This is a genomic window from Pseudomonas sp. IT-196MI5, from assembly GCF_949767415.1.
In the GTDB taxonomy this organism is placed as follows: Bacteria; Pseudomonadota; Gammaproteobacteria; order Pseudomonadales; family Pseudomonadaceae; genus Aquipseudomonas.
Genome location: NZ_CATKPZ010000011.1, coordinates 378065 through 402261, shown reverse-complemented (window position 1 = coordinate 402261; position 24197 = coordinate 378065). Strand labels below are relative to the sequence as shown.

Annotated in this window: 16 protein-coding genes; 11 read left to right on the top strand and 5 right to left on the bottom strand. The window is 60.5% G+C overall.

Features of this window, described 5'->3' with window-relative positions; translation table 11 throughout:
• Nucleotides 1-20 precede the first annotated feature (20 nt).
• Nucleotides 21-788: a sulfite exporter TauE/SafE family protein gene (locus tag ACM6IK_RS09340; RefSeq protein ID WP_414874074.1), complete on the top strand. Its 768-nt coding sequence runs from the start codon at nucleotides 21-23 to the stop codon at nucleotides 786-788.
• A gap of 131 nt (nucleotides 789-919) precedes the next feature.
• On the opposite strand, the gene ACM6IK_RS09335 is transcribed toward ACM6IK_RS09340, so the two are convergent.
• Genes ACM6IK_RS09335 through ACM6IK_RS09325 form a run of 3 tightly spaced genes read right to left on the bottom strand, consistent with a single transcriptional unit; the run spans nucleotide 920 to nucleotide 3315 of the window.
• Nucleotides 920-1327, bottom strand: coding sequence for a DNA polymerase III subunit chi (locus ACM6IK_RS09335; RefSeq protein WP_414874073.1), 408 nt, complete (start codon nucleotides 1325-1327; stop codon nucleotides 920-922).
• Between the two features lie 8 nt (nucleotides 1328-1335).
• Nucleotides 1336-1764 (bottom strand): DNA polymerase III subunit chi, encoded by a 429-nt coding sequence (locus tag ACM6IK_RS09330; RefSeq protein WP_095945770.1) that lies wholly within the window; start codon nucleotides 1762-1764, stop codon nucleotides 1336-1338.
• Between the two features lie 60 nt (nucleotides 1765-1824).
• Complete coding sequence (locus ACM6IK_RS09325) at nucleotides 1825-3315, bottom strand: leucyl aminopeptidase (RefSeq protein WP_414874310.1); 1491 nt, start codon at nucleotides 3313-3315, stop codon at nucleotides 1825-1827.
• A 408-nt stretch (nucleotides 3316-3723) separates the two neighbouring features.
• Here ACM6IK_RS09325 and lptF point away from each other — a divergent pair, with 408 nt between their 5' ends.
• The 8 genes from lptF (at nucleotide 3724) to pdxJ (ending at nucleotide 12150) form a co-directional block, all read left to right on the top strand.
• Nucleotides 3724-4842 (top strand): LPS export ABC transporter permease LptF, encoded by a 1119-nt coding sequence (gene lptF / locus ACM6IK_RS09320; protein ID WP_414874072.1) that lies wholly within the window; start codon nucleotides 3724-3726, stop codon nucleotides 4840-4842.
• Nucleotides 4835-5896 carry an LPS export ABC transporter permease LptG gene (gene lptG, locus ACM6IK_RS09315; RefSeq protein WP_414874071.1) on the top strand — a complete coding sequence of 354 codons (1062 nt, stop codon included), beginning with the start codon at nucleotides 4835-4837 and terminating at the stop codon, nucleotides 5894-5896. Before lptF ends, lptG begins: the two co-directional genes overlap by 8 nt.
• A gap of 171 nt (nucleotides 5897-6067) precedes the next feature.
• Nucleotides 6068-7867 (top strand): translation elongation factor 4, encoded by a 1800-nt coding sequence (gene lepA / locus ACM6IK_RS09310; RefSeq protein ID WP_414874070.1) that lies wholly within the window; start codon nucleotides 6068-6070, stop codon nucleotides 7865-7867.
• A 5-nt stretch (nucleotides 7868-7872) separates the two neighbouring features.
• Entirely contained in the window at nucleotides 7873-8727 is an 855-nt protein-coding gene (gene lepB / locus ACM6IK_RS09305) for a signal peptidase I (protein WP_414874069.1), read from the top strand.
• Nucleotides 8728-8911: 184 nt separating this feature from the next.
• Nucleotides 8912-9601: a ribonuclease III gene (rnc, locus tag ACM6IK_RS09300; protein WP_008053221.1), complete on the top strand. Its 690-nt coding sequence runs from the start codon at nucleotides 8912-8914 to the stop codon at nucleotides 9599-9601.
• Nucleotides 9594-10496 carry a GTPase Era gene (era, locus tag ACM6IK_RS09295; RefSeq protein ID WP_007973959.1) on the top strand — a complete coding sequence of 301 codons (903 nt, stop codon included), beginning with the start codon at nucleotides 9594-9596 and terminating at the stop codon, nucleotides 10494-10496. Before rnc ends, era begins: the two co-directional genes overlap by 8 nt.
• Before the next feature lie 172 nt (nucleotides 10497-10668).
• Complete coding sequence (recO, locus tag ACM6IK_RS09290; protein ID WP_414874068.1) at nucleotides 10669-11352, top strand: DNA repair protein RecO; 684 nt, start codon at nucleotides 10669-10671, stop codon at nucleotides 11350-11352.
• A 51-nt stretch (nucleotides 11353-11403) separates the two neighbouring features.
• Nucleotides 11404-12150, top strand: coding sequence for a pyridoxine 5'-phosphate synthase (gene pdxJ, locus ACM6IK_RS09285; RefSeq protein ID WP_414874067.1), 747 nt, complete (start codon nucleotides 11404-11406; stop codon nucleotides 12148-12150).
• A gap of 138 nt (nucleotides 12151-12288) precedes the next feature.
• On the opposite strand, the gene mltF is transcribed toward pdxJ, so the two are convergent.
• Complete coding sequence (gene mltF / locus ACM6IK_RS09280; protein WP_414874066.1) at nucleotides 12289-13749, bottom strand: membrane-bound lytic murein transglycosylase MltF; 1461 nt, start codon at nucleotides 13747-13749, stop codon at nucleotides 12289-12291.
• A 285-nt stretch (nucleotides 13750-14034) separates the two neighbouring features.
• Between mltF and purL the strand changes: the two genes are divergently transcribed.
• Together purL and ACM6IK_RS09270 are read left to right on the top strand one after the other, a co-directional pair.
• The gene (gene purL / locus ACM6IK_RS09275; RefSeq protein ID WP_414874065.1) at nucleotides 14035-17931 is read left to right on the top strand and encodes a phosphoribosylformylglycinamidine synthase; all 3897 of its coding nucleotides are present in this window, start codon (nucleotides 14035-14037) and stop codon (nucleotides 17929-17931) included.
• Nucleotides 17932-17936: 5 nt separating this feature from the next.
• Nucleotides 17937-18248, top strand: a complete 312-nt coding sequence (locus tag ACM6IK_RS09270) for a YqfO family protein (RefSeq protein ID WP_108216541.1) — start codon at nucleotides 17937-17939, stop codon at nucleotides 18246-18248.
• Between the two features lie 85 nt (nucleotides 18249-18333).
• Here ACM6IK_RS09270 and ACM6IK_RS09265 read toward each other — a convergent pair whose 3' ends face one another.
• Complete coding sequence (locus ACM6IK_RS09265) at nucleotides 18334-24087, bottom strand: toxin (protein ID WP_414874064.1); 5754 nt, start codon at nucleotides 24085-24087, stop codon at nucleotides 18334-18336.
• Between the last annotated feature and the right edge of the window lie 110 nt (nucleotides 24088-24197).

The window sequence follows — 24197 nt, the reverse complement described above, 5'->3', positions numbered from 1 at the left end:
TATTCAAGGAAGATGGGAGAGTGAGTGTGTTCGAACTGTTGAGCCAATGGCCCTTCGGCCCGCTGGACTGGCTGGTAATCGGCTTGGGCATCGCCCTGGCCTACATCGTGTTCGGCGTTGCCGGTTTCGGTACCGCGCTGGTGGCGGGGCCGATCCTGATTCTGTTCATGCCGCTGTCGAAGATCGTGCCGTTGCTTGTGCTGCTGGATTTTGTTGCGGCGTTCGGCAACCTGTTGCCTTCGCGGCGTGATGTGGCGAGGCCGGAGCTGTTGCGGTTACTGCCGTGCATGGCGGTGGGTTGCACGCTGGGGGTGATTTTCCTGCTGAACCTCAAGTCCGATCTGTTGTTGCTGTTGATGGGGTTGTTTATCAGCGCCTATGCGATTTACAGCCTGTGGATAAAAGCTCGTCCGGCACAGTTGTCCGCCGCTTGGGCGGTGCCGATGGGGACGGTGGGTGGAATGTTTGGCGCGTTGTTTGGCAGCGGCGGCTTTCTCTATGCGATTTATCTGAACAGCCGGTTGCCCAAGGAGGCGGCCCGGGCCACCCAGAGTGCGCTGATCAGTTGCAGTACGGTGGTGCGTTTGAGCCTGTTTGCCATCGCCGGTGTGTATGCCGACCTGCCCTTGCTGGCGCTGGCGGTTTGTCTGTTGCCAGCCATGGCGCTGGGGCTGTGGTTCGGACGACGGCTGACCATGCGGTTGTCCCGCGAGGCATTCGTGCGCCTGGTGACGTGGTTGGTGCTGGCCAGTGGGATTGCGTTGATCGGGCGTTATCTCAGCGCCTGAAGATTCAACCTGTGGCGGGGAGCTTTTTGTGGGAGCGAACCTGCTCGCGATGATGTGTCAGCTACATTGGTGTCGACTGACACTCCATCGCGAGCAGGCTCGCTCCCACAGAAAAGCCCCATGCAGGTTGTTCAGTCGTTGTACTGGCTCAACAAACGCTCCAGTCGTGCACTGAGGCGGCGTTTGATTTCGGTCTCGATGTGCGGGGCGAAATCGTCGATCACGTCTTGCATGATCAGTTGCGCAGCGGCGCGCAATTCGTTGTCCAGGTGCAGCAAGTCATCCGGGTTCTTGCTGGCGGCAGGCGCCGATGTCGTCGCGGTGACAGGTTCAACGATGGGGGGCGGGGCTGTCGAAACAACGGGTGGCGAAGGCTCGCCCACGGCGTCGAACAACATCGGAATCTGTTCCTGGTCACCGTCCTCGACCGTGTCGGTCAGCAGGGGCGGTTGCAGGTTGTCATCGCCGAGCAGTTGGCGGATCGACTCGAGGTCGTCCAGCAGGTGCGCGGACTGTTGCAGCGGTTTTGGAGTGTCCATTGAAAGGCTCAGAGTCGCTGTAATCGGTGATCTTGCAGAGGATAGCCCTGTTCGCGGTAGAAACGGAAACTCTCCCGCGCGGCCGCTCTGATCGTCGGATCCTCCACCACCACTTCCGCCACCCGGGCGAACCTGTTGGCGAAGGCCGGGACTTTCAGGTCGAGATTGACCAGCAAATCCTGATGCTGACCGCAGTCATCGCCCAACCCCAGGACAATCAAACCCTCAGGCTCGCTGTCGGCAGGGCCGTGGGGCACGAAGCTTTCGCCCTTGAACGCCCACAGCCGCGCATCGAGATCGTCACGCTGGGCCGCGTCGCTGCAATGCAGGTAGATGCGGTGGCCCATGCGCCAGGCTTTCTCGGTGAGCTTGCAGGCAAAGTCCAGGCGTGCCGAAGGATCGGCGCTGGGCAGGATATAGAAGTCGACTTTGGTCATTGCGGTTCCAGAGCGGCAAGCGGCGTCACCGGGAAGTGACGCCGCCGCCTTTCAGCGGTTTCAGGCTTTGGCGCGGTCCAGCAGGTACTGGGTCAGCAGGGGAACCGGACGGCCAGTGGCGCCCTTGTCCTTGCCGCCGCTGGTCCAGGCCGTGCCGGCGATGTCCAGGTGCGCCCAGTTCAGGTTCTTGGTGAAGCGCGACAGGAAGCAGGCGGCAGTGATGGTGCCGGCTTTCGGACCACCGATGTTGGCGATGTCGGCGAACGGGCTGTCCAGCTGTTCCTGGTACTCATCGAACAGCGGCAGTTGCCAGGCGCGGTCATCGGCAGCCTTGCCGGCGCTCAGCAGTTGGCCGATCAGTTCGTCGTTGTTGCCCAGCAGGCCCGACGTGTGGGAGCCCAGGGCGACTACGCAGGCACCGGTCAGGGTGGCGATGTCGATCACCGCTTGCGGCTTGAAGCGCTCGGAGTAGGTCAGGGCGTCGCACAGCACCAGGCGGCCTTCGGCGTCGGTGTTGAGGATTTCCACGGTCTGGCCGCTCATGGTGGTGACGATGTCGCCCGGGCGCGAAGCGTTGCCGCTCGGCATGTTCTCGGCGCAGGCCAGGATGCACACCAGGTTGATCGGCAGCTTCAGTTCGAGCACGGCACGCAGGGTGCCGAACACGCTGGCGGCGCCACCCATGTCGTACTTCATTTCATCCATGCCGGCACCCGGCTTGAGGCTGATGCCGCCTGTGTCGAAGGTGATGCCTTTGCCGACCAGCGCGTACGGCTTCTCGGATTTCTTGCCGCCGTTGTATTGCATGACGATCAGGCGCGGTGGCTGGGCGCTGCCCTGGCCCACGGCGTAGAACGAGCCCATGCCCAGGGCCTTGATCTTCTTCTCGTCGAGGACTTCGACTTTCAGGTCCTTGAACTCTTTGCCCAGGTCTTTGGCCTGTTCACCGAGGAAGGTCGGGTGGCAGATGTTTGGCGGCAAGTTGCCCAGATTGCGGGTGAAGGCCATGCCGTTGGCGATGGCAGTGGCGTGGGCCACGGCGCGCTGCACTTCAGCTTGAGCCGCCTTGATGGTCAGCAAGGTGATTTTCTTCAGGGCGCGGGGTTCGGCTTTCTGGCTCTTGAACTGGTCGAACTGGTATTCGCCATCGATCAGGGTTTCCGCCAGCAGACGGGTCTTGCCGTAGCTGTCGCGACCCTTGACCACGACCTCGTCCAGGGCCAGCACCGCATCACTGCCGCCCAGGCCCTTGAGGGTGTTGAGAATGCCGGCGATGATTTTGCGGAACGGGCGGTCGCCCAGTTCGTCGTCCTTGCCAACGCCCACCAGCAGCACGCGCTCGGCCTTGAGGTTCGGCAGGCTGTGCAGCAACAGGCTCTGGCCAACCTTGCCGGCCAGATCGCCGCGCTTGAGCACTGCGCTGATCGCGCCGCCGCTCAGTTCGTCGAGTTGTTTGGCAACCGCGCCCAGCTTGCGGCCTTCGCCGACGGAGACCACGAGAGTGGCGGTCTTCAACGTTTCGGGGTTGACGCTTTTTACAACCAGTTCCATGTCCGGGTCCCTGAATTGATGGTTATCACGCATGCGCCCGACACCTTATGTGCGTCGATTGCCTGCATTTAAATAGAAAGCAAAAGAAAGGCGCCAGTATCGACCGGCCACAAAGGCCGCAGTTTGAACCTCGCTACCGGCGGCTGACAACCCTCGGTTGTACGATTGTGGGAGCGAGCCTGCTCGCGAGAAACCCGAGAGCACCGCGGGGTGTCAGGCTTCGAGCGTTATCGTTGACGACCATCGCGAGCGGGCTCGCTCCTACATGCCCGGGATGTATTGCGCAGTGACAGGTGCACTCAATCACAGGATAATGCGCCATCTTTTTTTCGGCGGCTCTGCCTTGCGGGCTGTCCGATACGTTTGCTTGTTTGGCCGCCTTAGCCTGACAACCCTGGAGTGTCTGGTTTGATCGTCTTCCGTTATCTATCCCGCGAAGTCCTGTTGACCTTGAGCGCCGTCAGCGCCGTACTGCTGGTCATCATCATGAGCGGGCGCTTCATCAAATACCTCGCCCAGGCGGCCTCGGGCCTGCTGGATCCGGGTTCGCTGTTCCTGATCATGGGCTATCGCCTGCCGGGCTTCCTCCAACTGATCCTGCCGCTGGGGCTGTTTCTCGGGATCCTGTTGTCCTACGGACGCCTGTACCTCGAAAGCGAAATGACCGTGCTCTCGGCCACCGGCATGAGCCAGCAACGGCTGGTTTGCATGACAATGTTTCCGGCCACCCTGGTTGCACTCGTCGTGGCGTGGCTGAGCCTGAGCCTGGCGCCACAAGGGGCCAACCAGTTTCAGCTGCTGCTGAACAAGCAGGATGCCCTGACCGAGTTCGATACCCTGGAGCCGGGGCGCTTCCAGGCCCTGCGTGACGGTACCCGGGTCACCTATACCGAACGCATGACGGATGACCGTGTCAATCTGGGCGGTGTGTTCATCTCGCAAAAGAACATCAGTTCCAACAACAAGGATCGCGGGATTTCCGTCCTGGTGGCAGAGAAGGGGCGTCAGGAAATTCGCCCGGACGGCAACCGCTACCTGATCCTTGATAACGGCTATCGCTATGACGGTAATCCGGGGCAGGCCGACTACCGGGCGATCAAGTACGACGAGTACGGTGTGTTGCTGCCAAAACCCGACGTCAGCGACGAAGTCACCGACCGCGATGCGATGCCGACCCGTACGTTGGTCGGCAGTGAAGACATTCGTCTGCGCGCCGAATTGCAATGGCGGATGTCACTGCCGTTGCTGGTGTTCATCGTGACCTTGATGGCGGTGCCGCTGTCGCGGGTCAACCCGCGTCAGGGCCGATTCCTCAAATTACTCCCGGCAATTCTTCTTTATATGGCTTACCTGACCATTCTGATTGCCGCTCGCGGCGCTCTCGACAAGGGCAAGATCCCGGCGGTGCTGGGCTTGTGGTGGGTGCACGGGATTTTCCTGGTCATTGGCCTGGGCTTGCTTTATTGGGAGCCCCTGCGATTGAAAAGGGCGAGTCGCCGCAGCGCGCTGGAGGTGGCCCGTGGTTAAGCTGGATCGCTACATTGGTAGCAGCGTGTTGATGGCGATTCTGGCGGTGCTCGGGATCATTCTAGGTCTGGCGACACTGTTTGCCTTCATCGACGAGATGAGTGAAGTCAGCGATACCTACACCCTGCTCGATGTGCTGAGCTATGTGTTGTTGACCGCTCCGCGCCGGATGTACGAAATGTTGCCGATGGCCGCGCTGATCGGTTGCCTGATCGGTCTGGGCAGTCTGGCCAGCAACAGTGAGCTGACGATCATGCGCGCCGCCGGTGTGTCGACCGGCCGGATCGTCTGGGCGGTCATGAAGCCGATGCTGGTATTGATGCTTGCCGGTGTGCTGGTCGGTGAGTACGTCGCTCCGCCCACTGAAACCGCCGCGCAGGCCAATCGCTCGCTGGCCCAGGGCAGCGGCGATGCACAAAGCGCCAAGCACGGCTTGTGGCACCGTCAGGGCGATGAGTTCATTCACGTCAACTCGGTGCAGCCCAACGGCATCCTGTACGGCGTGACCCGCTATCGTTTCGACAGCGAGCGGCACATGCTGTCGGCGAGCTTCGCCAAGCGTGCCGAGTTCGATACGGATCACTGGCAGTTGACGGACGTCACGACCACGCTGTTCCACGAGCGCAGCACTGAAGTGGTGTCGGCCCCGGTCGAGCGTTGGGGCGTGGCCTTGAGTCCGCAATTGCTGAGCACGGTGGTCATGGTGCCCGAGTCGCTGTCAATCAGCGGTCTGTGGAGTTATATCCACTACCTGGCGGACCAGGGGTTGAACAATAGCCGCTATTGGCTGGCATTTTGGGTCAAGGTGTTGCAGCCGTTGGTGACTGCCGCCCTGGTGTTGATGGCGATTTCCTTCATCTTTGGTCCGTTGCGTTCGGTGACCCTGGGTCAACGGGTGTTCACCGGTGTGCTGGTGGGCTTCACCTTCCGTATCGTTCAGGATCTGCTGGGGCCTTCGAGCCAGGTGTTCGGCTTCCCGCCGTTGCTTTCGGTACTGGTGCCGGCAGGTATTTGTGCCGTGGCGGGGCTCTGGCTGTTGCGTCGAGCGGGCTGATGGCCGGCATTTTTCAACCGCTTTGACGATTAAAAACGCCCTTGTCGCAAGACCGGGGCGTTTTTGCAGGCACCGTCTGACCTGCGAACGTGACGCTTGCGCCGTGGATCAGGTACAATTCCCGGCTATTTTTCGGCGGGCCATGCCTGCAGCCTTTTTGAGTGTTGATCCGTGAGTGATTTGAGTCATATCCGCAATTTCTCCATCATCGCCCACATTGACCATGGCAAGTCGACGCTGGCCGATCGCTTCATCCAGATGTGTGGCGGCCTCGCCGAGCGCGAAATGGAAGCCCAGGTCCTGGACTCCATGGACCTCGAGCGTGAACGCGGGATCACCATCAAGGCGCACAGCGTCACCCTGTATTACAAGGCTCGCGACGGTATCAACTACCAGTTGAACTTCATTGACACCCCCGGCCACGTTGACTTCACCTATGAGGTGAGCCGTTCGCTGGCGGCCTGTGAAGGCGCGCTGCTGGTGGTCGATGCCGGTCAAGGCGTCGAGGCACAGTCGGTTGCCAACTGCTACACCGCGATCGAGCAGGGCCTGGAAGTGATGCCGGTGCTGAACAAGATCGACCTGCCACAGGCCGATCCGGACCGCGTCAGGGAAGAAATCGAAAAAATCATCGGCATCGATGCCACCGACGCGGTCACTTGCTCTGCCAAGACCGGTCTGGGCGTCGATGAAGTGCTCGAGCGCCTGGTGGCCACCATCCCAGCGCCGACCGGCAACATCGAAGATCCGCTGCAAGCGTTGATCATCGACTCCTGGTTTGACAACTACCTGGGCGTAGTCTCCCTGGTACGCGTGCGCCACGGCCGCGTGAAGAAGGGCGACAAGATCCTGGTCAAATCCACCGGCAAGATCCACCTGGTGGACAGCGTTGGTGTATTCAATCCGAAACACACCCCTACCGTCGACCTGAAGGCCGGTGAAGTGGGCTTCATCATCGCCAGCATCAAGGACATTCACGGTGCGCCAGTGGGCGATACCCTGACCTTGAGCACGACGCCGGACGTCGACGTGCTGCCGGGGTTCAAGCGCATCCAGCCGCAGGTGTACGCCGGTCTGTTCCCGGTCAGCTCCGACGACTTCGAAGACTTCCGCGAGGCGCTGCAAAAGCTCACCCTGAACGACTCCTCGCTGCAGTACACGCCGGAAAGCTCGGACGCCCTGGGCTTCGGCTTCCGTTGCGGCTTCCTCGGCATGCTGCACATGGAAATCATCCAGGAGCGCCTCGAGCGCGAGTACAACCTGGACCTGATCACCACGGCGCCGACGGTAATCTTCGAGCTGTTGCTCAAGACCGGTGAGACGATCTACGTCGATAACCCGTCGAAGCTGCCGGATCTGTCTTCCATCGAAGACATGCGTGAGCCGATCGTGCGGGCCAATATTCTTGTGCCGCAAGAGCACCTGGGCAACGTCATTACCCTGTGCATCGAAAAACGTGGCGTACAGGTCGACATGCTGTTCCTCGGCTCCCAGGTACAAGTGACCTACGACCTGCCGATGAACGAAGTGGTTCTGGACTTCTTCGATCGCCTGAAATCCACCAGTCGCGGCTATGCTTCTCTGGACTACCATTTCGATCGTTACCAATCGGCCAGTCTGGTGAAACTGGACGTACTGATCAACGGCGACAAGGTCGATGCCCTGGCGCTGATCGTGCACCGTGACAACTCGCACTACAAAGGTCGCCAGTTGACCGAGAAGATGAAAGAACTGATTCCACGGCAGATGTTCGATGTGGCAATCCAGGCCGCCATTGGCGGGCAGATTGTGGCGCGGACAACCGTCAAGGCGCTCAGAAAGAACGTATTGGCCAAATGCTACGGTGGTGACGTCAGCCGTAAGAAGAAGCTGCTGGAAAAGCAAAAGGCCGGTAAAAAACGCATGAAGCAAGTCGGCAACGTGGAAATTCCACAGGAAGCCTTCCTTGCAGTGCTCAGGTTGGATAGTTAGGTCCTATGTCACTAAATTTCCCGCTGTTGCTGGTCATCGCCGTGTTCGTCTGCGGCCTGTTGGCGTTGCTCGATCTGTTGATCCTGGCCCCGCGCCGGCGTGCCGCCATCGCCTCCTATCAGGGCAGCGTCAGCCAGCCTGACATGGTCGTGGTCGAGAAGCTGAACAAAGAACCGCTGCTGGTTGAATATGGCAAGTCGTTCTTCCCGGTGTTGTTCATCGTGCTGGTGCTGCGTTCGTTCCTGGTGGAACCGTTCCAGATTCCTTCCGGCTCGATGAAGCCAACCCTGGATGTCGGCGACTTCATTCTGGTGAGCAAGTTTTCCTACGGGATCCGCTTGCCGGTGATCGACAAGAAAGTCATCGAAGTCGGTGATCCGCAGCGCGGCGATGTGATGGTGTTCCGCTACCCGAGCGACCCGAACGTCAACTACATCAAGCGTGTAGTCGGTTTGCCGGGCGACACGGTTCGCTACACCGCTGACAAGCGCCTGTTCGTCAACGGTCAATCGATTGCCGAGCAACTGGTCGGCTCCGAACCGGGCACACTGGGCAGCGCTGAGCTCTACAGGGAAAAACTCGGTGCGGCCGAGCACATGATCCGCAAGGAAATGAGCCGCTACCGCGCAATGCCGGACCATTCGTGGACCGTGCCCGCCGGGCACTACTTCATGATGGGCGACAACCGCGACAACTCGAACGACAGTCGCTACTGGGATGATCCGAACATTCCCAAGGATCTGCTGGGCATGGTTCCCGACAAGAATATCGTCGGCAAGGCCTTCGCGGTCTGGATGAGCTGGCCGGAACCCAAACTCAGCCACCTGCCGAATTTCTCGCGGGTTGGCCTGATCAAGTAATCAGACACGGCGCTGTTGAACACAGCGCCGAATGCATTTCTGGAACCGGCACAATGGGCGCCAGACGCATGAAAACAATGATATTCAGGACGTTATTTTTGAACACAGCGTTAATTGTCCCAAGCCTGCGCCGCCTTACGGCAATGGCGGTGGAATCCAGCCACGAACTCAGCGTGGGTAAACCGTGAGCGTCTCCTTAAGCCGTCTAGAGCGTCAGCTCGGCTACACCTTCAAGGACCAGGAACTGATGGTCCTGGCCCTGACTCACCGCAGTTTTGCCGGGCGTAACAACGAACGCCTGGAATTTCTCGGTGACGCCATTCTCAACTTCGTCGCCGGCGAGGCGTTGTTCGAGCGCTTCCCGCTGGCCCGCGAAGGCCAGTTGTCGCGTTTGCGCGCGCGGCTGGTGAAAGGTGAGACCCTGGCCGTACTGGCCCGTGGTTTCGATCTGGGCGAATACCTGCGCCTGGGCTCGGGCGAGCTGAAAAGCGGCGGTTTCCGTCGCGAGTCGATTCTGGCCGACGCCCTCGAAGCGCTGATCGGTGCGATCTACCTCGATGCCGGCATGGAAATGGCCCGTGAGCGTGTGCTCGCATGGCTGGCCGGAGAGTTCGAAGGCCTGACGCTGGTCGACACCAACAAAGATCCAAAGACCCGCCTGCAGGAGTTCCTGCAATCCCGTGGTTGTGAGCTGCCGCGTTACGAAGTGGTGGATATCCAGGGTGAGCCGCATTGCCGGACGTTCTTCGTCGAATGCGAAATCATCTTACTGAATGAAAAAAGCCGAGGTCAGGGTGTGAGCCGTCGTATTGCCGAACAGGTAGCGGCCGCCGCAGCACTGATTGCCCTGGGTGTGGAGAATGGCAATGACTGATACAAACGCAACTCGCTGTGGCTATGTTGCCATCGTCGGCCGTCCGAACGTGGGCAAGTCCACGCTGCTGAACCACATCCTGGGTCAGAAGCTGGCGATCACCTCGCGCAAACCGCAAACCACCCGTCACAACATGCTCGGCATCAAGACCGAGGGCGATGTGCAGGCGATCTACGTCGACACCCCTGGTATGCACAAGGGCGGCGAAAAGGCTCTGAACCGCTACATGAACAAGACCGCTTCGGCGGCGTTGAAAGACGTCGACGTGGTGATCTTCGTGGTCGACCGCACCAAGTGGACCGAAGAGGACCAGATGGTGCTCGAGCGCGTCCAGTACGTGACCGGCCCGCTGATCGTGGCGCTGAACAAGACCGATCGCATCGAAGACAAAGCCGAGCTGATGCCGCACCTGAGCTGGTTGCAGGAACAGTTGCCGAATGCGCAGATCATCCCGATTTCCGCGCAGCACGGGCATAACCTCGATGCGCTGGAGCGAGTGATTGCCGAGCACCTGCCGGAAAACGATCACTTCTTCCCGGAAGACCAGATCACCGACCGCAGCAGCCGTTTCCTCGCCGCTGAACTGGTGCGCGAGAAAATCATGCGCCAGATGGGCGCCGAGCTGCCGTACCAGATCACCGTTGAAATCGAAGAGTTCAAGCAGCAGGGCAAGACCTTGCACATCCATGCCTTGATCCTCGTCGAGCGCGATGGCCAGAAGAAAATCATCATTGGCGACAAGGGCGAGCGCATCAAGCGCATCGGCACCGAAGCGCGCAAGGACATGGAACTGCTGTTCGACTCCAAGATCATGCTCAACCTGTGGGTCAAGGTTAAGGGTGGCTGGTCCGATGACGAGCGTGCGTTGCGTTCGTTGGGTTACGGCGACTTGTAATACGTTTTCCGGATCAACAATGATCCCCTGTGGGAGCGAGCTTGCTCGCGATAGCGGTCTGTCAGTCAACATCAATGTTGAATGTCAGGCCCTCATCGCGAGCAAGCTCGCTCCCACAATGGTTTTGGGTTGTATGTAAAACGGCATTCCTTCATTGAGATCTGCGATTTCCATGTCCCAACCCATCGCCCAGCCCGCCTACGTCCTGCATTCGCGCGCCTACCGCGAAACCAGCGCGTTGGTGGATTTCCTGACGCCACAAGGCCGGCTGCGGGCGGTGTTGCGCAGTGCGCGGGGCAAGGCCGGGACGCTGGCGCGGCCATTCGTGCCGCTGGAAGTGGAATTCCGGGGCAGGGGCGAGCTGAAGAACGTCGGGCGCATGGAAAGTGCCGGGGTCTCCACCTGGCTCAATGGCGAGGCGCTGTTCAGTGGCCTGTATCTCAATGAGCTGTTGATTCGCCTGTTGCCTGCCGAAGACCCGCATCCCGCGGTGTTCGATCACTACGCCGCGACCTTGCTGGCGTTGGCCGAAGGCCGTCCGCTGGAACCGTTGCTTCGTTCGTTTGAATGGCGATTGCTCGATGATCTCGGTTACGGTTTCTCCCTGGGCACTGACATCCACGACGACCCCATTGCACCGGACGGCCTCTATCGTTTGCAAGTGGATGCGGGGCTTGAACGTGTCTACCTGCTGCAACCCGGACTGTTCAAGGGTGCTGAACTGCTGGCCATGGCCAATGCTGACTGGAGCGCGCCGGGTGCCTTGTCGGCAGCCAAACGCTTGATGCGTCAGGCGTTGGCCGTTCACTTGGGCGGTCGGCCGCTGGTTTCCCGAGAGTTGTTTCGAAAGCCGTAAATTCCTTGTGTATGCTGTGCACCGAACTTTCTCTTCTTCTGGAGCGCTTCCGTGACCACCAGCACCCGTATTCTTCTTGGCGTGAACATCGACCACGTTGCCACCCTGCGTCAGGCCCGGGGCACCCGTTACCCGGACCCGGTCAAGGCGGCACTGGACGCGGAAGAGGCGGGCGCTGACGGCATCACCGTGCACCTGCGCGAAGACCGTCGGCACATTCAGGAGCGCGACGTTCTGCTGCTCAAGGATGTGCTGCAAACCCGCATGAACTTCGAAATGGGCGTCACCGAAGAAATGATGCAGTTCGCCGAACGCATTCGCCCGGCGCACATTTGCCTGGTGCCGGAAACCCGTCAGGAACTGACCACCGAAGGTGGTCTGGACGTGGCAGGTCAGGAAGCGCGGATCAAGGCGGCGGTCGAGCGCCTGTCGAAGCTCGGCTGCGAGGTGTCGCTGTTCATCGATGCCGATGAGCGGCAGATCGAAGCCTCACGCCGTGTCGGTGCGCCAGCCATCGAACTGCACACCGGGCGTTATGCCGATGCCGAGACGCCGACCGAAGTCGCCGAAGAACTCAAGCGTGTGGCAGATGGCGTGGCCTTCGGTCTGGCCCAGGGCCTGATCGTCAATGCTGGCCATGGCCTGCACTATCACAACGTTGAAGCCGTGGCAGCGATCAAGGGTATCAACGAGCTGAACATCGGCCATGCGCTGGTGGCCCATGCGCTGTTCGTTGGCTTCAAGTCGGCTGTTTCGGAAATGAAGGCGCTGATTCTGGCGGCTGCCGCGAAGGCTTAAAAACCAACACAAAACCTTGTAGGAGTGAGCCTGCTCGCGATAGCGGTCTGACAGACACAGGTGACGTGACTGAAAGGGCCTCATCGTCGGAACGCCGCCCGGAGCCGGCTCGCTCCTACAGTGGTTTGGTGGCGGTTTTTAAAGCGGGGCAGGCTCTTGCGCCGGCTTGGTCTTGTCGATCCCCGGAACCAGCAGTTTGCCCTCGGCGACCTGATCGCCTTCAAGCTGCGGCTGCGTGACCCAGGTGAGGATGTCGTAGTAGCGACGGATGTTCGCCACGAAATGCACCGGTTCGCCGCCACGGGCGTAGCCGTAACGGGTTTTGCTGTACCACTTCTTTTCCGACAGGCGCGGCAGGATCTTCTTCACATCCAGCCATTTGTCCGGGTTCAACCCTTCCTTGGCCGCCAGTTTGCGTGCGTCATCGAGGTGGCCGCTGCCGATGTTGTAGGCCGCCAGGGCAAACCAGGTACGGTCCGGTTCCTGAATCGAATCGTCGAGCTGGTCTTTCATGTAGGCCAGGTACTTGGCGCCGCCCATGATGCTCTGTTTGGGGTCCAGGCGGTTGGACACGCCCATGGCCTGCGCGGTGTTCTGGGTCAGCATCATCAGGCCGCGCACGCCGGTCTTGGACGTGACGGCCGGTTGCCACAACGACTCCTGGTATCCGATGGCCGCCAGCAGGCGCCAGTCGACTTTCTCTTTCTTGGCGTACGACTTGAAGTGCTGTTCGTACTTGGGCAAGCGTTGCTGCAAATGTTGGGCAAACGTGGTGGCACCCATGTAGCCGAGAACGTCGACATGCCCGTAGTAACGATCCTTGAGGCGTTGCAGGGTGCCGTTTTTCTTGACCTCGTCGAGGTACTCGTTGATTTCGTTGAGCAGGCTGTTGTCGTCGCCCGACGCGACGGCCCAGCTCTGGTTGCTGGCGTCACCGAGGTCGAAGGCGACCCGGATGTTGGTGAAGTACACCTGGTTCATCGCCACTTCGTTGGAGTCGACCAGCGTCAGGTCGATCTGGCCTTCGTCGACCATGCGCAGGAGATCGACGACCTCGACTGCGTCAGACTCTTCGTATTCGATGCCGGGAAATTTCTGTTTCAGCTGTGCCAGTTGTTCGGCATGGGTGCTGCCCTTGAGCACCATGATCTTCTTGCCTACCAGATCCTTCGCATCGGTTGGCCGAGACTGGCCGTTGCGGTAGATGATCTGCGGGGTGACTTCCAGATAGGAGTGCGAGAAGCGCACCTGCTTCTTGCGTTCTTCGCTGCTGACCAGCCCGGCAGCCGCCAGTACCGGGCCATTGGGCTTGCCGACCTGGTCGAACAGGTCATCGAGGTTGTCGGCGGTCTCGATCTTGAGCTCGACCCCCAGATCGTCGGCGAAGCGCTTCACCAGCTCGTATTCGAAGCCGGTTTCACCGTTGCGATCCTGAAAGTAGGTGGCGGGGCTGTTTCGGGTAACCACCCGCAGCACACCATCCTCCTTTACGCGCTCGAGCGTGTTGGGTTTATCAACACAGCCACCGAGCATCAGGAAGAGTCCGGTTGCGATCAGCCATTTGGCGTACCGCGGACGCAAAGCCGTTGGGAAAAACATCTGCGCAGTATACGCAAAGGACCACGGGCGCCATATCTCGACAGCGAGGGGCTAGTCTGCTAGAGATCACCAAACCGGCCGAAACCCCGCAGGAATGGGCTTTGTCTGCATTTTGTTACAGTAAAAATAAGCTGTCGTCACACGCCCAATTAACCTGACTTTCGAGGCAGAAACACAGATCGGCGCCCGGGTGCAACCGTGCGTAGCGTTTCGGGTGCTGTCGCGGCCTGTTTAGGCTAGAATGCACGGCCTCAAAGCACACCCCTTCCCGAGGCTGTCCCGAAGATGTTGATCCTGCGCGGCGCTCCTGCCCTTTCTGCCTTTCGCCACAGCAAACTCCTTGAGCAACTGAGCCAGAAGGTTCCGGCTGTCAGTGGCCTGTATGCTGAATTCGCTCACTTCGCCGAAGTTACCGGCGTCCTGACCGGCGACGAACAGCAGGTGCTTGCGCGCCTTCTGAAGTACGGTCCAAGCGTTCCGGTACAAGAACCGACCGGTCGTCTGTTTCTGGTGCTGCCGCGTTTCGGCACCATCTCTCCGTGGTCGAGCAAGGCCAGTGACATCGCCCGCAACTGTGGCCTGGCGAAAATCCAGCGCCTGGAGCGCGGCATTGCGTTCTACGTGACCGGCCAGTTCAGCGACGCTGAAGCCCGGTTGATCGCCGACGGTCTGCACGACCGCATGACCCAGATCGTCCTGGGTAACCTCGAACAGGCCGCCGGCCTGTTCAGCCACGCCGAACCGAAACCCCTGACCGCCATCGACGTGCTGGGTGGCGGCCGCGCCGCGCTGGAAAAAGCCAACACCGAGCTGGGCCTGGCCCTGGCCGAAGACGAGATCGACTATCTGGTCAACGCCTTCGTCGGCCTTTCGCGCAACCCGCATGACATCGAACTGATGATGTTTGCCCAGGCAAACTCCGAGCACTGCCGTCACAAGATTTTCAACGCCAGTTGGGACATCGATGGCCAGAGCCAGGAAAAAAGCCTGTTCGGCATGATCAAGAACACCTACGTGATGCACAGCGAAGGCGTTCTGTCTGCTTATAAGGACAACGCCTCGGTGATCGTCGGCTCCGTGGCCGGTCGTTTCTTCCCGGACCCTGAAACCCGCCAGTACGGCGCGGTGCAGGAGCCGGTGCACATCCTGATGAAAGTCGAGACTCACAACCACCCAACCGCGATTGCCCCGTTCCCGGGCGCATCCACCGGTTCCGGCGGCGAGATCCGCGACGAAGGCGCGACCGGTCGTGGCGCCAAGCCGAAGGCTGGCCTGACCGGCTTCACCGTGTCCAACCTGCAGATCCCGGGCTTCGAACAGCCGTGGGAGGTGCCGTACGGCAAGCCTGAGCGCATCGTTACCGCGCTGGACATCATGATCGAAGGCCCGCTGGGCGGCGCTGCGTTCAACAACGAATTCGGTCGTCCGGCCCTGACCGGCTACTTCCGTACCTTCGAACAGTCGATCACCACCCCGCACGGCGATGAAGTCCGTGGCTACCACAAGCCGATCATGCTGGCGGGTGGCATGGGCAACATCCGTGAAGAGCACGTCAAGAAAGGCGAGATCCTCGTCGGCTCCAAGCTGATCGTGCTCGGCGGCCCGGCGATGCTGATCGGCCTGGGCGGCGGCGCGGCTTCCTCCATGGCCACCGGCACCAGTTCGGCAGACCTGGACTTCGCTTCGGTACAGCGTGAAAACCCGGAAATGGAACGCCGCTGCCAGGAAGTCATCGACCGTTGCTGGCAACTGGGCGACAAGAACCCGATCAGCTTCATCCACGACGTGGGTGCGGGCGGTCTGTCCAACGCCTTCCCGGAACTGGTCAATGACGGCGACCGCGGTGGCCGTTTCGAACTGCGCAACATTCCAAACGACGAGCCGGGCATGGCCCCGCACGAAATCTGGTCCAACGAATCCCAGGAACGTTACGTTCTGGCGGTCGGCCCGGCTGACTTCGAGCGCTTCAAGGCGATCTGCGAACGCGAGCGTTGCCCGTTCGCAGTGGTCGGCGAAGCCACTGCCGAACCACAGCTGACCGTCACCGATAGCCATTTCGGTAACAGCCCGGTGGACATGCCGCTCGAAGTGCTGCTGGGCAAGGCCCCGCGCATGCACCGTTCGGTAGTGCGTGAAGCCGAACTGGGCGATGACTTCGATCCGTCGACCCTGAACATTGCCGACTGCGTCGAGCGCGTCCTGCATCACCCGGCCGTGGCGAGCAAGAGCTTCCTGATCACCATCGGCGACCGCACCATCACCGGCCTCGTGGCCCGTGACCAGATGGTCGGCCCGTGGCAGGTTCCGGTGGCCGACGTTGCCGTCACCGCCACCAGCTTCGACGTCTACACCGGTGAAGCCATGGCCATGGGCGAGCGTACTCCGCTGGCACTGCTGGACGCTCCGGCGTCGGGCCGCATGGCCATCGGCGAAACTCTGACCAACATCGCGGCTTCACGCATCGGCAAGATCTCCGACATCAAACTGTCGGCGAACTGGATGTCCGCCGCCGGTCATCCGGGTGAAGATGCACGCCTGTACGACACCGTGAAAGCGGTCGGCATGGAACTGTGCCCTGAGTTGGGCATTACCATTCCGGTGGGCAAGGACTCGATGTCCATGGCCACGCGCTGGAACGATGAAGGCGTGGACAAGTCCGTCACTTCGCCGATGTCCCTGATCGTGACCGGTTTCGCGCCAGTGACTGACATCCGTCAGACCCTGACCCCGCAACTGCGCATGGACAAGGGCACCACCGACCTGATCCTGATCGACTTGGGCCACGGCCAGAACCGCATGGGCGCGTCGATCCTGGCACAGGTTCACGGCAAGCTCGGCAAGCACGCTCCGGACGTCGATGACGCCGAAGACCTCAAAGCCTTCTTCGCCGTGATCCAGGGCCTCAACGCCGACGGTCACTTGCTGGCTTATCACGACCGCTCCGACGGTGGTCTGCTGACCTCCGTAGTGGAAATGGCCTTCGCCGGTCACTGCGGCCTGAGCCTGAACCTCGACAGCGTTGCCCACAGCGCCGACGAAATCGCCGCGATCCTGTTCAACGAAGAACTGGGTGCGGTGATCCAGGTTCGCCAGGACGCGACTCCGGACATCCTCGCGCAGTTCAGCGCTGCTGGCCTGGGCGACTGTGTGTCGGTGATCGGTCAGCCAATCAACAACGGCGAGATCAGCATCACCTTCAACGGCGACACCGTATTCGAAGGCCAGCGTCGTCTGCTGCAACGTCAGTGGGCCGAGACCAGCTACCAGATCCAGCGTCTGCGCGACAACGCCGACTGCGCCGAGCAAGAGTTCGACGTGCTGCTCGAAGAAGACAACCCGGGCCTGAGCGTCAAGCTGAGCTACGACATCAACCAGGACATCGCCGCGCCTTACATCAAGAAAGGCATTCGCCCACAGGTTGCCGTACTGCGTGAGCAGGGCGTCAACGGGCAGGTGGAAATGGCGGCTGCGTTCGACCGCGCCGGTTTCAACGCGATCGACGTGCACATGAGCGACATTCTGGCCGGCCGTGTCGACCTGAACGAGTTCAAGGGCATGGTCGCTTGCGGCGGCTTCTCTTACGGCGACGTGCTGGGTGCCGGTGAAGGCTGGGCCAAGTCGGCGCTGTTCAACAGCCGTGCCCGTGACGCGTTCCAGGGTTTCTTCGAACGCAACGACAGCTTCACCCTCGGCGTGTGCAACGGTTGCCAGATGATGTCCAACCTGCACGAGCTGATCCCGGGCAGCGAGTTCTGGCCGCACTTTGTGCGTAACCGTTCCGAGCAGTTCGAAGCCCGCGTTGCGATGGTGCAGATCCAGGAGTCGAACTCGATTTTCCTGCAAGGCATGGCCGGTTCGCGCATGCCGATCGCTATCGCCCACGGCGAAGGTCATGCCGAATTCGCCAGCGAAGAAGCACTGCTGGAAGCCGATCTGTCGGGTTGCGTGGCGATGCGTTTCGTCGACAACCACGGCAAGGTCACCGAAAGCTACCCGGCCAACCCGAACGGCTCGCCGCGCGGGATCACCGGCCTGACCAGCCGCGACGGTCGCGTGACCATCATGATGCCGCACCCGGAGCGTGTATTCCGCGCCGTGCAGAACTCGTGGCGCTCGGATGACTGGAACGAAGATGCACCGCTGATGCGTATGTTCCGTAATGCTCGCGTGTGGGTGAACTAAGCGCCGTGTACAAGCTCAGCTTTTTTGTTCCAGCCAGTCACGTCGAAGACGTGAAGAGCGCCGTATTCGCCGCCGGTGGCGGACGGATCGGCGCTTACGACCACTGCGCATGGCAGGTGTTGGGCCTGGGTCAGTTTCGTCCACTGGACGGCAGCCAGCCGTTCATTGGGCAAGCTGGGCAGGTCGAACAGGTCGAGGAGTGGAAGGTCGAGCTGGTGGTGGCGGATGAGTTGATTCGCTCGGTGGTGGCGGCTCTGAAACAGAGCCATCCCTATGAGACACCGGCTTATGAGGTGTGGCGGTTGGAGGATTTCTGATCTTCCCGCCCTGGAAACGAAAAGCCCGCTGAAAGCGATTTCAGCGGGCTTTTTGTTGGGCGTGATAGTGGGTGACTGGGGCCGATTACGGTGCTGGCGTCAGGTGAACCTCTGCCTTGAGTGCTTCGATCAGCATGTTCTGGTACTCGAAACGTCGTGCCGTCATGTCCCAGCGGTCGATAAAGAACAACCCGTTAGGGTCCACCTGAATCGGCGTGGAAACAATTTCACCGCTGCGGGAGCGGTGCAGCAGGTTGGTTTCGGCAGCCGAGGGGCGTTCGATCAGGAAGTGCCCCGTCTGGCGCAGTCTTGACCTGTCGACAGGTACAAAGGGCGCAGGAGCCCGTTGTTGGGCGTTGCTGACTTCCAGTTTGAAGTCACTGCGTATTGCCCTCCAGCGAGGCCCCGTGAGATCGGTTTCCCAGAACCCCGGGTGAATGCCTCTGGACATTGACGGCGCGCAATCTCTGACATGCAGGCTGACCGTGCCCAGGATCTCGGCCAGTCCCGATACGCCCTGGAAGTTATTGGTGTGGGCGGTGCCCATGAAGGCAATCCACTTATGGGGCCCGTGTGCCGCCTGGTCGGCCAGGATGACCCGGGAAGCGAAGTAGTTGAACATCTGGTTGCGGGCTTTTTCTGGATCAGGCAAGCCCTTGAGGTGATAGCTGGCGGTACAGTCCAGCGCCCTGATGCGCATGCCATATTTGTGGGCGGCCTGGATGACTTCCGAGTAGTTGTCAGAGCCAGTGTAGAGCGGCATATGTCCCCGATCCTGGGCTTTCAGGTAGGCCTTGAGGTTGTCGGGAAACCGCTGGGTTCGATGGAATACCTCCAGTTCAGCCTGGTGCAGGTCGGTGAGCAGGTGTTCGACGTAGAGCGTTTTGTAGCCCTGCTGCTTCAACTGCTTCATGTGCTTTATCAAAAATGCCTTGCTCGACTCTGCCGAGTGAGCCTCGCCAATCACCAACCCCGGCAGGCGGCTTTCGCTGATCTGTTTCAGGAACGACTCGGGCGTGGTGCTGGTGCTGATCGTTGGCAACGTTGGCCTGGCCGGTGGAACATAGTCGGCAAAAAAGTCCTTGGCATTGGTATTCAAGTTTTTGCGTAGCTTGATGAATTCAGCGTGCGCTTGCGCTCGCGATGGCTGGGACGGCGCGTAGCGGGAATCCAGGCCACGTGGTTCGTCGCTCAGGCGGGCGATTTCATCTCTAAGCGACGGTGCAATATCGAAGTCGTTGAAATGGCCAGTGCTGGTGACGGGGGTAGAGGCAGTCGGTGCGATTGGTTCGGGCGTCTTGTACGGTGTTTGCAGGGTCATGTGGTAGTCGCCTTTGGCGAGTGCATCACCTGGTATCTTGCCGGGGGTGTCTGGCCAGATGCCCACCGGTTGATTCAAGCCGACGTCTTCGATGCGCAGCGCGACCGCCTCGTTCAAGTCCGCCAGGCCAGGTGTCCCGTTGTATGTGGTCATGCGCGAGTGATCGACCAGGGCGATCCAGCGTTCGTGCGATGCATCGGCCATGTCGGCTTCAATGACTTTGTGCGAGTAATAGTTTCTCAGACTGTTGGGCTGGGGCGTGGTCGGCGAGCTATCGCCCATGAGCAGGACATCGTCCAGTCGATAGGAGGTCGAGGTGTCCAGCGCCTTGATTTGCACGCCTTTTTCCCTGGCCTTGTGTGCGAGGGCCAGGTAAGAGTACTCGGCGTCATTTGCGATGCCGAGGGACTGGTCTATGGCCTTCAAATGTTTTTTGATGTGCCGCCATGATTTCCCTTGGTTGAACTTTTCAAGCTTGAGCTTGAAAACATCCCCCGGCAGGAACTCCACATACAGGCGCTTGAAACCTTGTTCGACCAGGGCATCCATATTGGTAATCAGTGCCTGCTTGCTGGCGATGGAGCCTGGCACGGCACCGATGACCAGATTCCTGTTCCCGGCAAAGGCGTCGTTGGCTATCAATTGGGCTAGCGGGGTGCTGGCCTCTACGGCAGGCACGTTGGCGCGAGCGGGCAGCGTGTCGAGGAAGAGGAAGAAGTTATCCGCGTCCCTGGTCAGGCGTTCGACCTGCTGCAGGTAAACCGTGCGTAACGAACTCAGTTCATTGGCGGCTTTGCCCAGCACTGTGCCGACTAGACCTTGGTCAATATCGACTGCCTGGCTGATCATGAGCGCCCGCATCTGCGGGTCCATGACCGACTCAAGCCGGCTCCAGTACTTCTGTGGCATCCCATAGTCTCTTGACGGTCCGGGGGTTTCAGGCACTGTTTCATATTTCGGCGCGCCGCCGGAAACGCCGGTGCGGGTCCAGAAGCCCTCGGCGTTCGGTGCGGCCAGGCGCGTGGTCGAGACCCATTTGCCGCTGACCGGGTCATGGCGATATAGCAGGTAGCGACCGATCGCATCCGGGGTCTTCGGCGCCCAGAGCACCTCGCCATTGAACAACACCGGCTGCATGCCTGCAGGTGTCGGGGGGGCGGTTTCCAGCTGGCTGATCAGCTTCATCGCTTGGCCTTGCTCGGTGCTGGCAACTGCCAGGCGCACGGATTTGCCGATGGGTTTGAGCGATTGCAGGACCGGACGCAGGTCGGTGAAGAGGGCGCCGGCGCTGTTGAACAGATACCCGGCGAAGTGCTCAAGGGCAGCCGAGGTATCGCCCTGGTTGTACGCATGCAGGGCGAGCATGCCGTCCTTGAAGGCCAGCAGCAGGCCAACACTCAGACTCAGAACCGGGAAAGGCGCAGTGGCGATGGCGGCCACGAACTCCACGCACGTCCAGAGCATGCTGGTGATCATCTGAGTGCGGTTAGTGGTGGTGGCGGACACTTCGTCGATCTTGCGTTGCAGCTTCATGTTGTACAGCAAACGGCGCAGGTCAAGTACCGGAGGCAGCGCCCGGGTCGAGTCGTAACGCGGGGGGCTGGAGGTGGTTTTATCCAGGTTCTCAGGCAGCCCTTGTTTGGCGGTCTCCAGAAATGCCTGGATCCGGCCCCGGGATCGAACATCGACACGCAGGGTGAGGTAGCGGATGAAGCCGGGGAGTTTTTTCAGCAGGTAATTGAACTGCCTGGCCTCGCGAAAGGTGATGCCGTCGGGGGCATGGGGCGTATAGAGCAGCACTGGCTTGTCAGCGTGGCTGAACAGGCAGGTGTCGATGACCCATTCGCCGTCGACCAGCAGGCGATGGATGGCGTAGTTGCCGCGAGTCTCCGGCGACGTGTCGCCCATACTGGCGATGCAGCGCTCAAGCCATTGCAGGTCAACGCTGGCGATGTGTCCTTGCAGGCGACACTCCAGTGCGGCACTGAGCATCTGTCGTTGGGTAATGGCCAGCACCGCATTGCGCCTGAAAGTAAACGCCGGGCTGCCCGGGTCCAGCAACTCGGCCTTGACCTTGTCGACGTAGCGCTGGCCAATCCAGACGCCGGTGACCGAGCGCGCGACGGCTTCCGGATTGGCGTTCAGGGTGCTCAGGTCAACGCCTTGCGGGCCCTTGTACCTTGCCGAGCGGGAGAATTTTTCGTCGAGAAAACCGATGCCATCGGCGTAGCCATCACGGTAGAGCTGGGTATACGTCATGGGCGCCGGTGTCCGGGTGCCGAGCGCGGAGGGTGAATAGGCCCATACGGTGTCCGGGTCGACATCGTTCTGACGGCGCCCCAGCAGTTGGTTCAAGCGCTCCCTGGCCTTTTCGTGCAGGTAGGCATCGAAGCGTTGGACGCGGGCTTCGGACTGTGGATGGTCGTTGTAGGTCTGCAAGCTGCCTTCTGCATCCTCGGCCAGGGTCGAGAGTCTTCGTCTGACATCAATGGTGGCTGAGCGATACCAACTCGGCGTATTGAATTCGTAATTGTCGATACGTGTGGCGAGTACATGATCAGCCATCGATTTCAGGCTCTGGCGATAGTTGCCAGCGTTGAACGTGATCTTGTTGTATTGCCGGGCGTGAAACTTCAGGCTCAGATCGCTCAAGAGGTGCTTCATCGAGTTGCGAAGGCGCAGTGGCACCTGGCGGATCAAGTAGTCGGTCATGGTGCCGGGTGGGGCCTTGAGGCCGTTGTCCAGGGTCCAGCCGAGGATGTGTTGCCGGCACGCAAGCTCGCTGTCGAACACCTGGAACTGGTGCTCTTGTGGTGCCTCGGGGGTGCAAAGCAGTACGCGGTTGATCGTCCCGTCGGTATCGCTCTGGCGCAACACCCAGAGGTCCTGAAGTTGCGCGCCGTGCAGCGATAGGACGCTGGCGTCCAGGGTGGCCGCGCTCAGTCGCGCATCGGTACCCTGGCGCAGGCGCTGGATCGCCTGGTAGTCGTCTTCGCGAATGTGGCCTTGCAGGAAGGCGGTGTAGGCCAGGGCGTTGATCCGCTGGTCGAGCATCTGTTCGATGGCGCTGCCGAACTCGGGGCGGGCGTGCAGTTCTCGTTGCACTTGTGCAAAGTCGAACCGAGGTTGCAGGGTCATCGACTGTTGCACGATCCACGCAGGGGTCAGGTCTTGGTACGCATCGGGCAAGGGCGCGCCGTTATACGTAAAGGTGGTCTTCGTCAGAAAGTCGGAGCCAGGCAGTTCGTCACCGGTATGCAGGCCCCGCAAGGCCAGGTCGATCAGGTCACGATTGTGTTCATAGTGGCCGACGCCGGGCACAAACCGTTGGGTTTTGACCTGCAGGTGCTCCGGGTTCAGGTCGTGAATCTCCAGGTCATCGCTCAACCGCTCCAGCCATTGAAAACGGGCCAGGGCTTGGGGGTTCGCGGCGGGGCCCAACAGATCGAGCAGGTGTTGGCGTGCCTGGTTGTAGCTGGCCAGATGTTCAGCCAGCGTGGCCCGGCGTGCCTCGCTGGCGCTGCGATACCAATCGGGTGCGCTGTAGCGCAGCAACCGTTCGAGCAGGCGTTGGGCGCGCAGTTCCAGGCGGGCACTCAGGTCGGGCAGGGCGCTGCGGATCGCGCGGTCGAGGGCCGCGATCAATTGGGCGGGGTCGTGCTGCGGGTTGTCCACCAGGCTCAGGGCCCGGTCGATATCCTGGGTGCGCTTGGCGATCAGTGCACCGACGGTGTGTTCGAACAACGGCTGGTCGTCGATGGGTGATAGTTCCAGGGGCCAGATTCCGGCGGGGCTCAAGGCGTGGTAGCGCGTGGGCAACCTGTCGATGAATTCACTGCGCCCGCTGACGTGCTCCATGTTTTGCCGCAAGTGAGTGTTGAGTTCGGCCAGGGTATTGAACGATTCGATCCCTCGCGCAGGTGTGAACAGCAAGACTTGGCCGACGTCCTGCGCGCTCATCAGGTCATTGACCACAACGCTGTTTTTTTCTGTGGCGACAAAGGCACCGGCCAGCTCGATCTGTTGCGCCCGGTAACTGAACTGCAAGGCATACAGGCCTGGACGCAAGCTTGGGCGCAGCGCCACGCTTTCGAGCATCGTGCCTTCTTGTGGGTGCAGCAGGCGATCCTGGACGCCGAGCCTGGCCTCATGCTCCAGGGCGGTGAACCCGGCTTCGAAGGTCATGTAGGATTTGAGTGACTTGCCATCGATCTGCTCGCGCAGGTCCATGTCCATCAGATGCGTGTTCAAGGTGCTCTTGAGAGTGGTGAGCAGAGTCTGGCCTTCGCTGGTTTTCAGGTCGCAGTTGGCTAATCCTTGATAGTGGGTTTTGGCCTTGCTCAGGAACTGTTCCCGGTAGCGCTTGAGGATGCCGTCCAGGCGTTCCAGGTAGCGTTGTTCGGCTGTGGGTTTATGGTCGGGCAGCAGTGGGGTTGGGGTGTTGAGCAGGTGATGGCCGATTTGGTTGAGGTAGCCTTTGATTTCTTCAAAAGACGGTGGGGCGGTGGGTGTGCTCATGGACACGGTCTCCAGTCGGTAGAAAGAGCCGGCAGCATGGCGAGGAAGGGGGAGGAGGAGGTGGTACATATGTATGCCACGATTTGGCGGGAGTATCGCGATACAGGCTG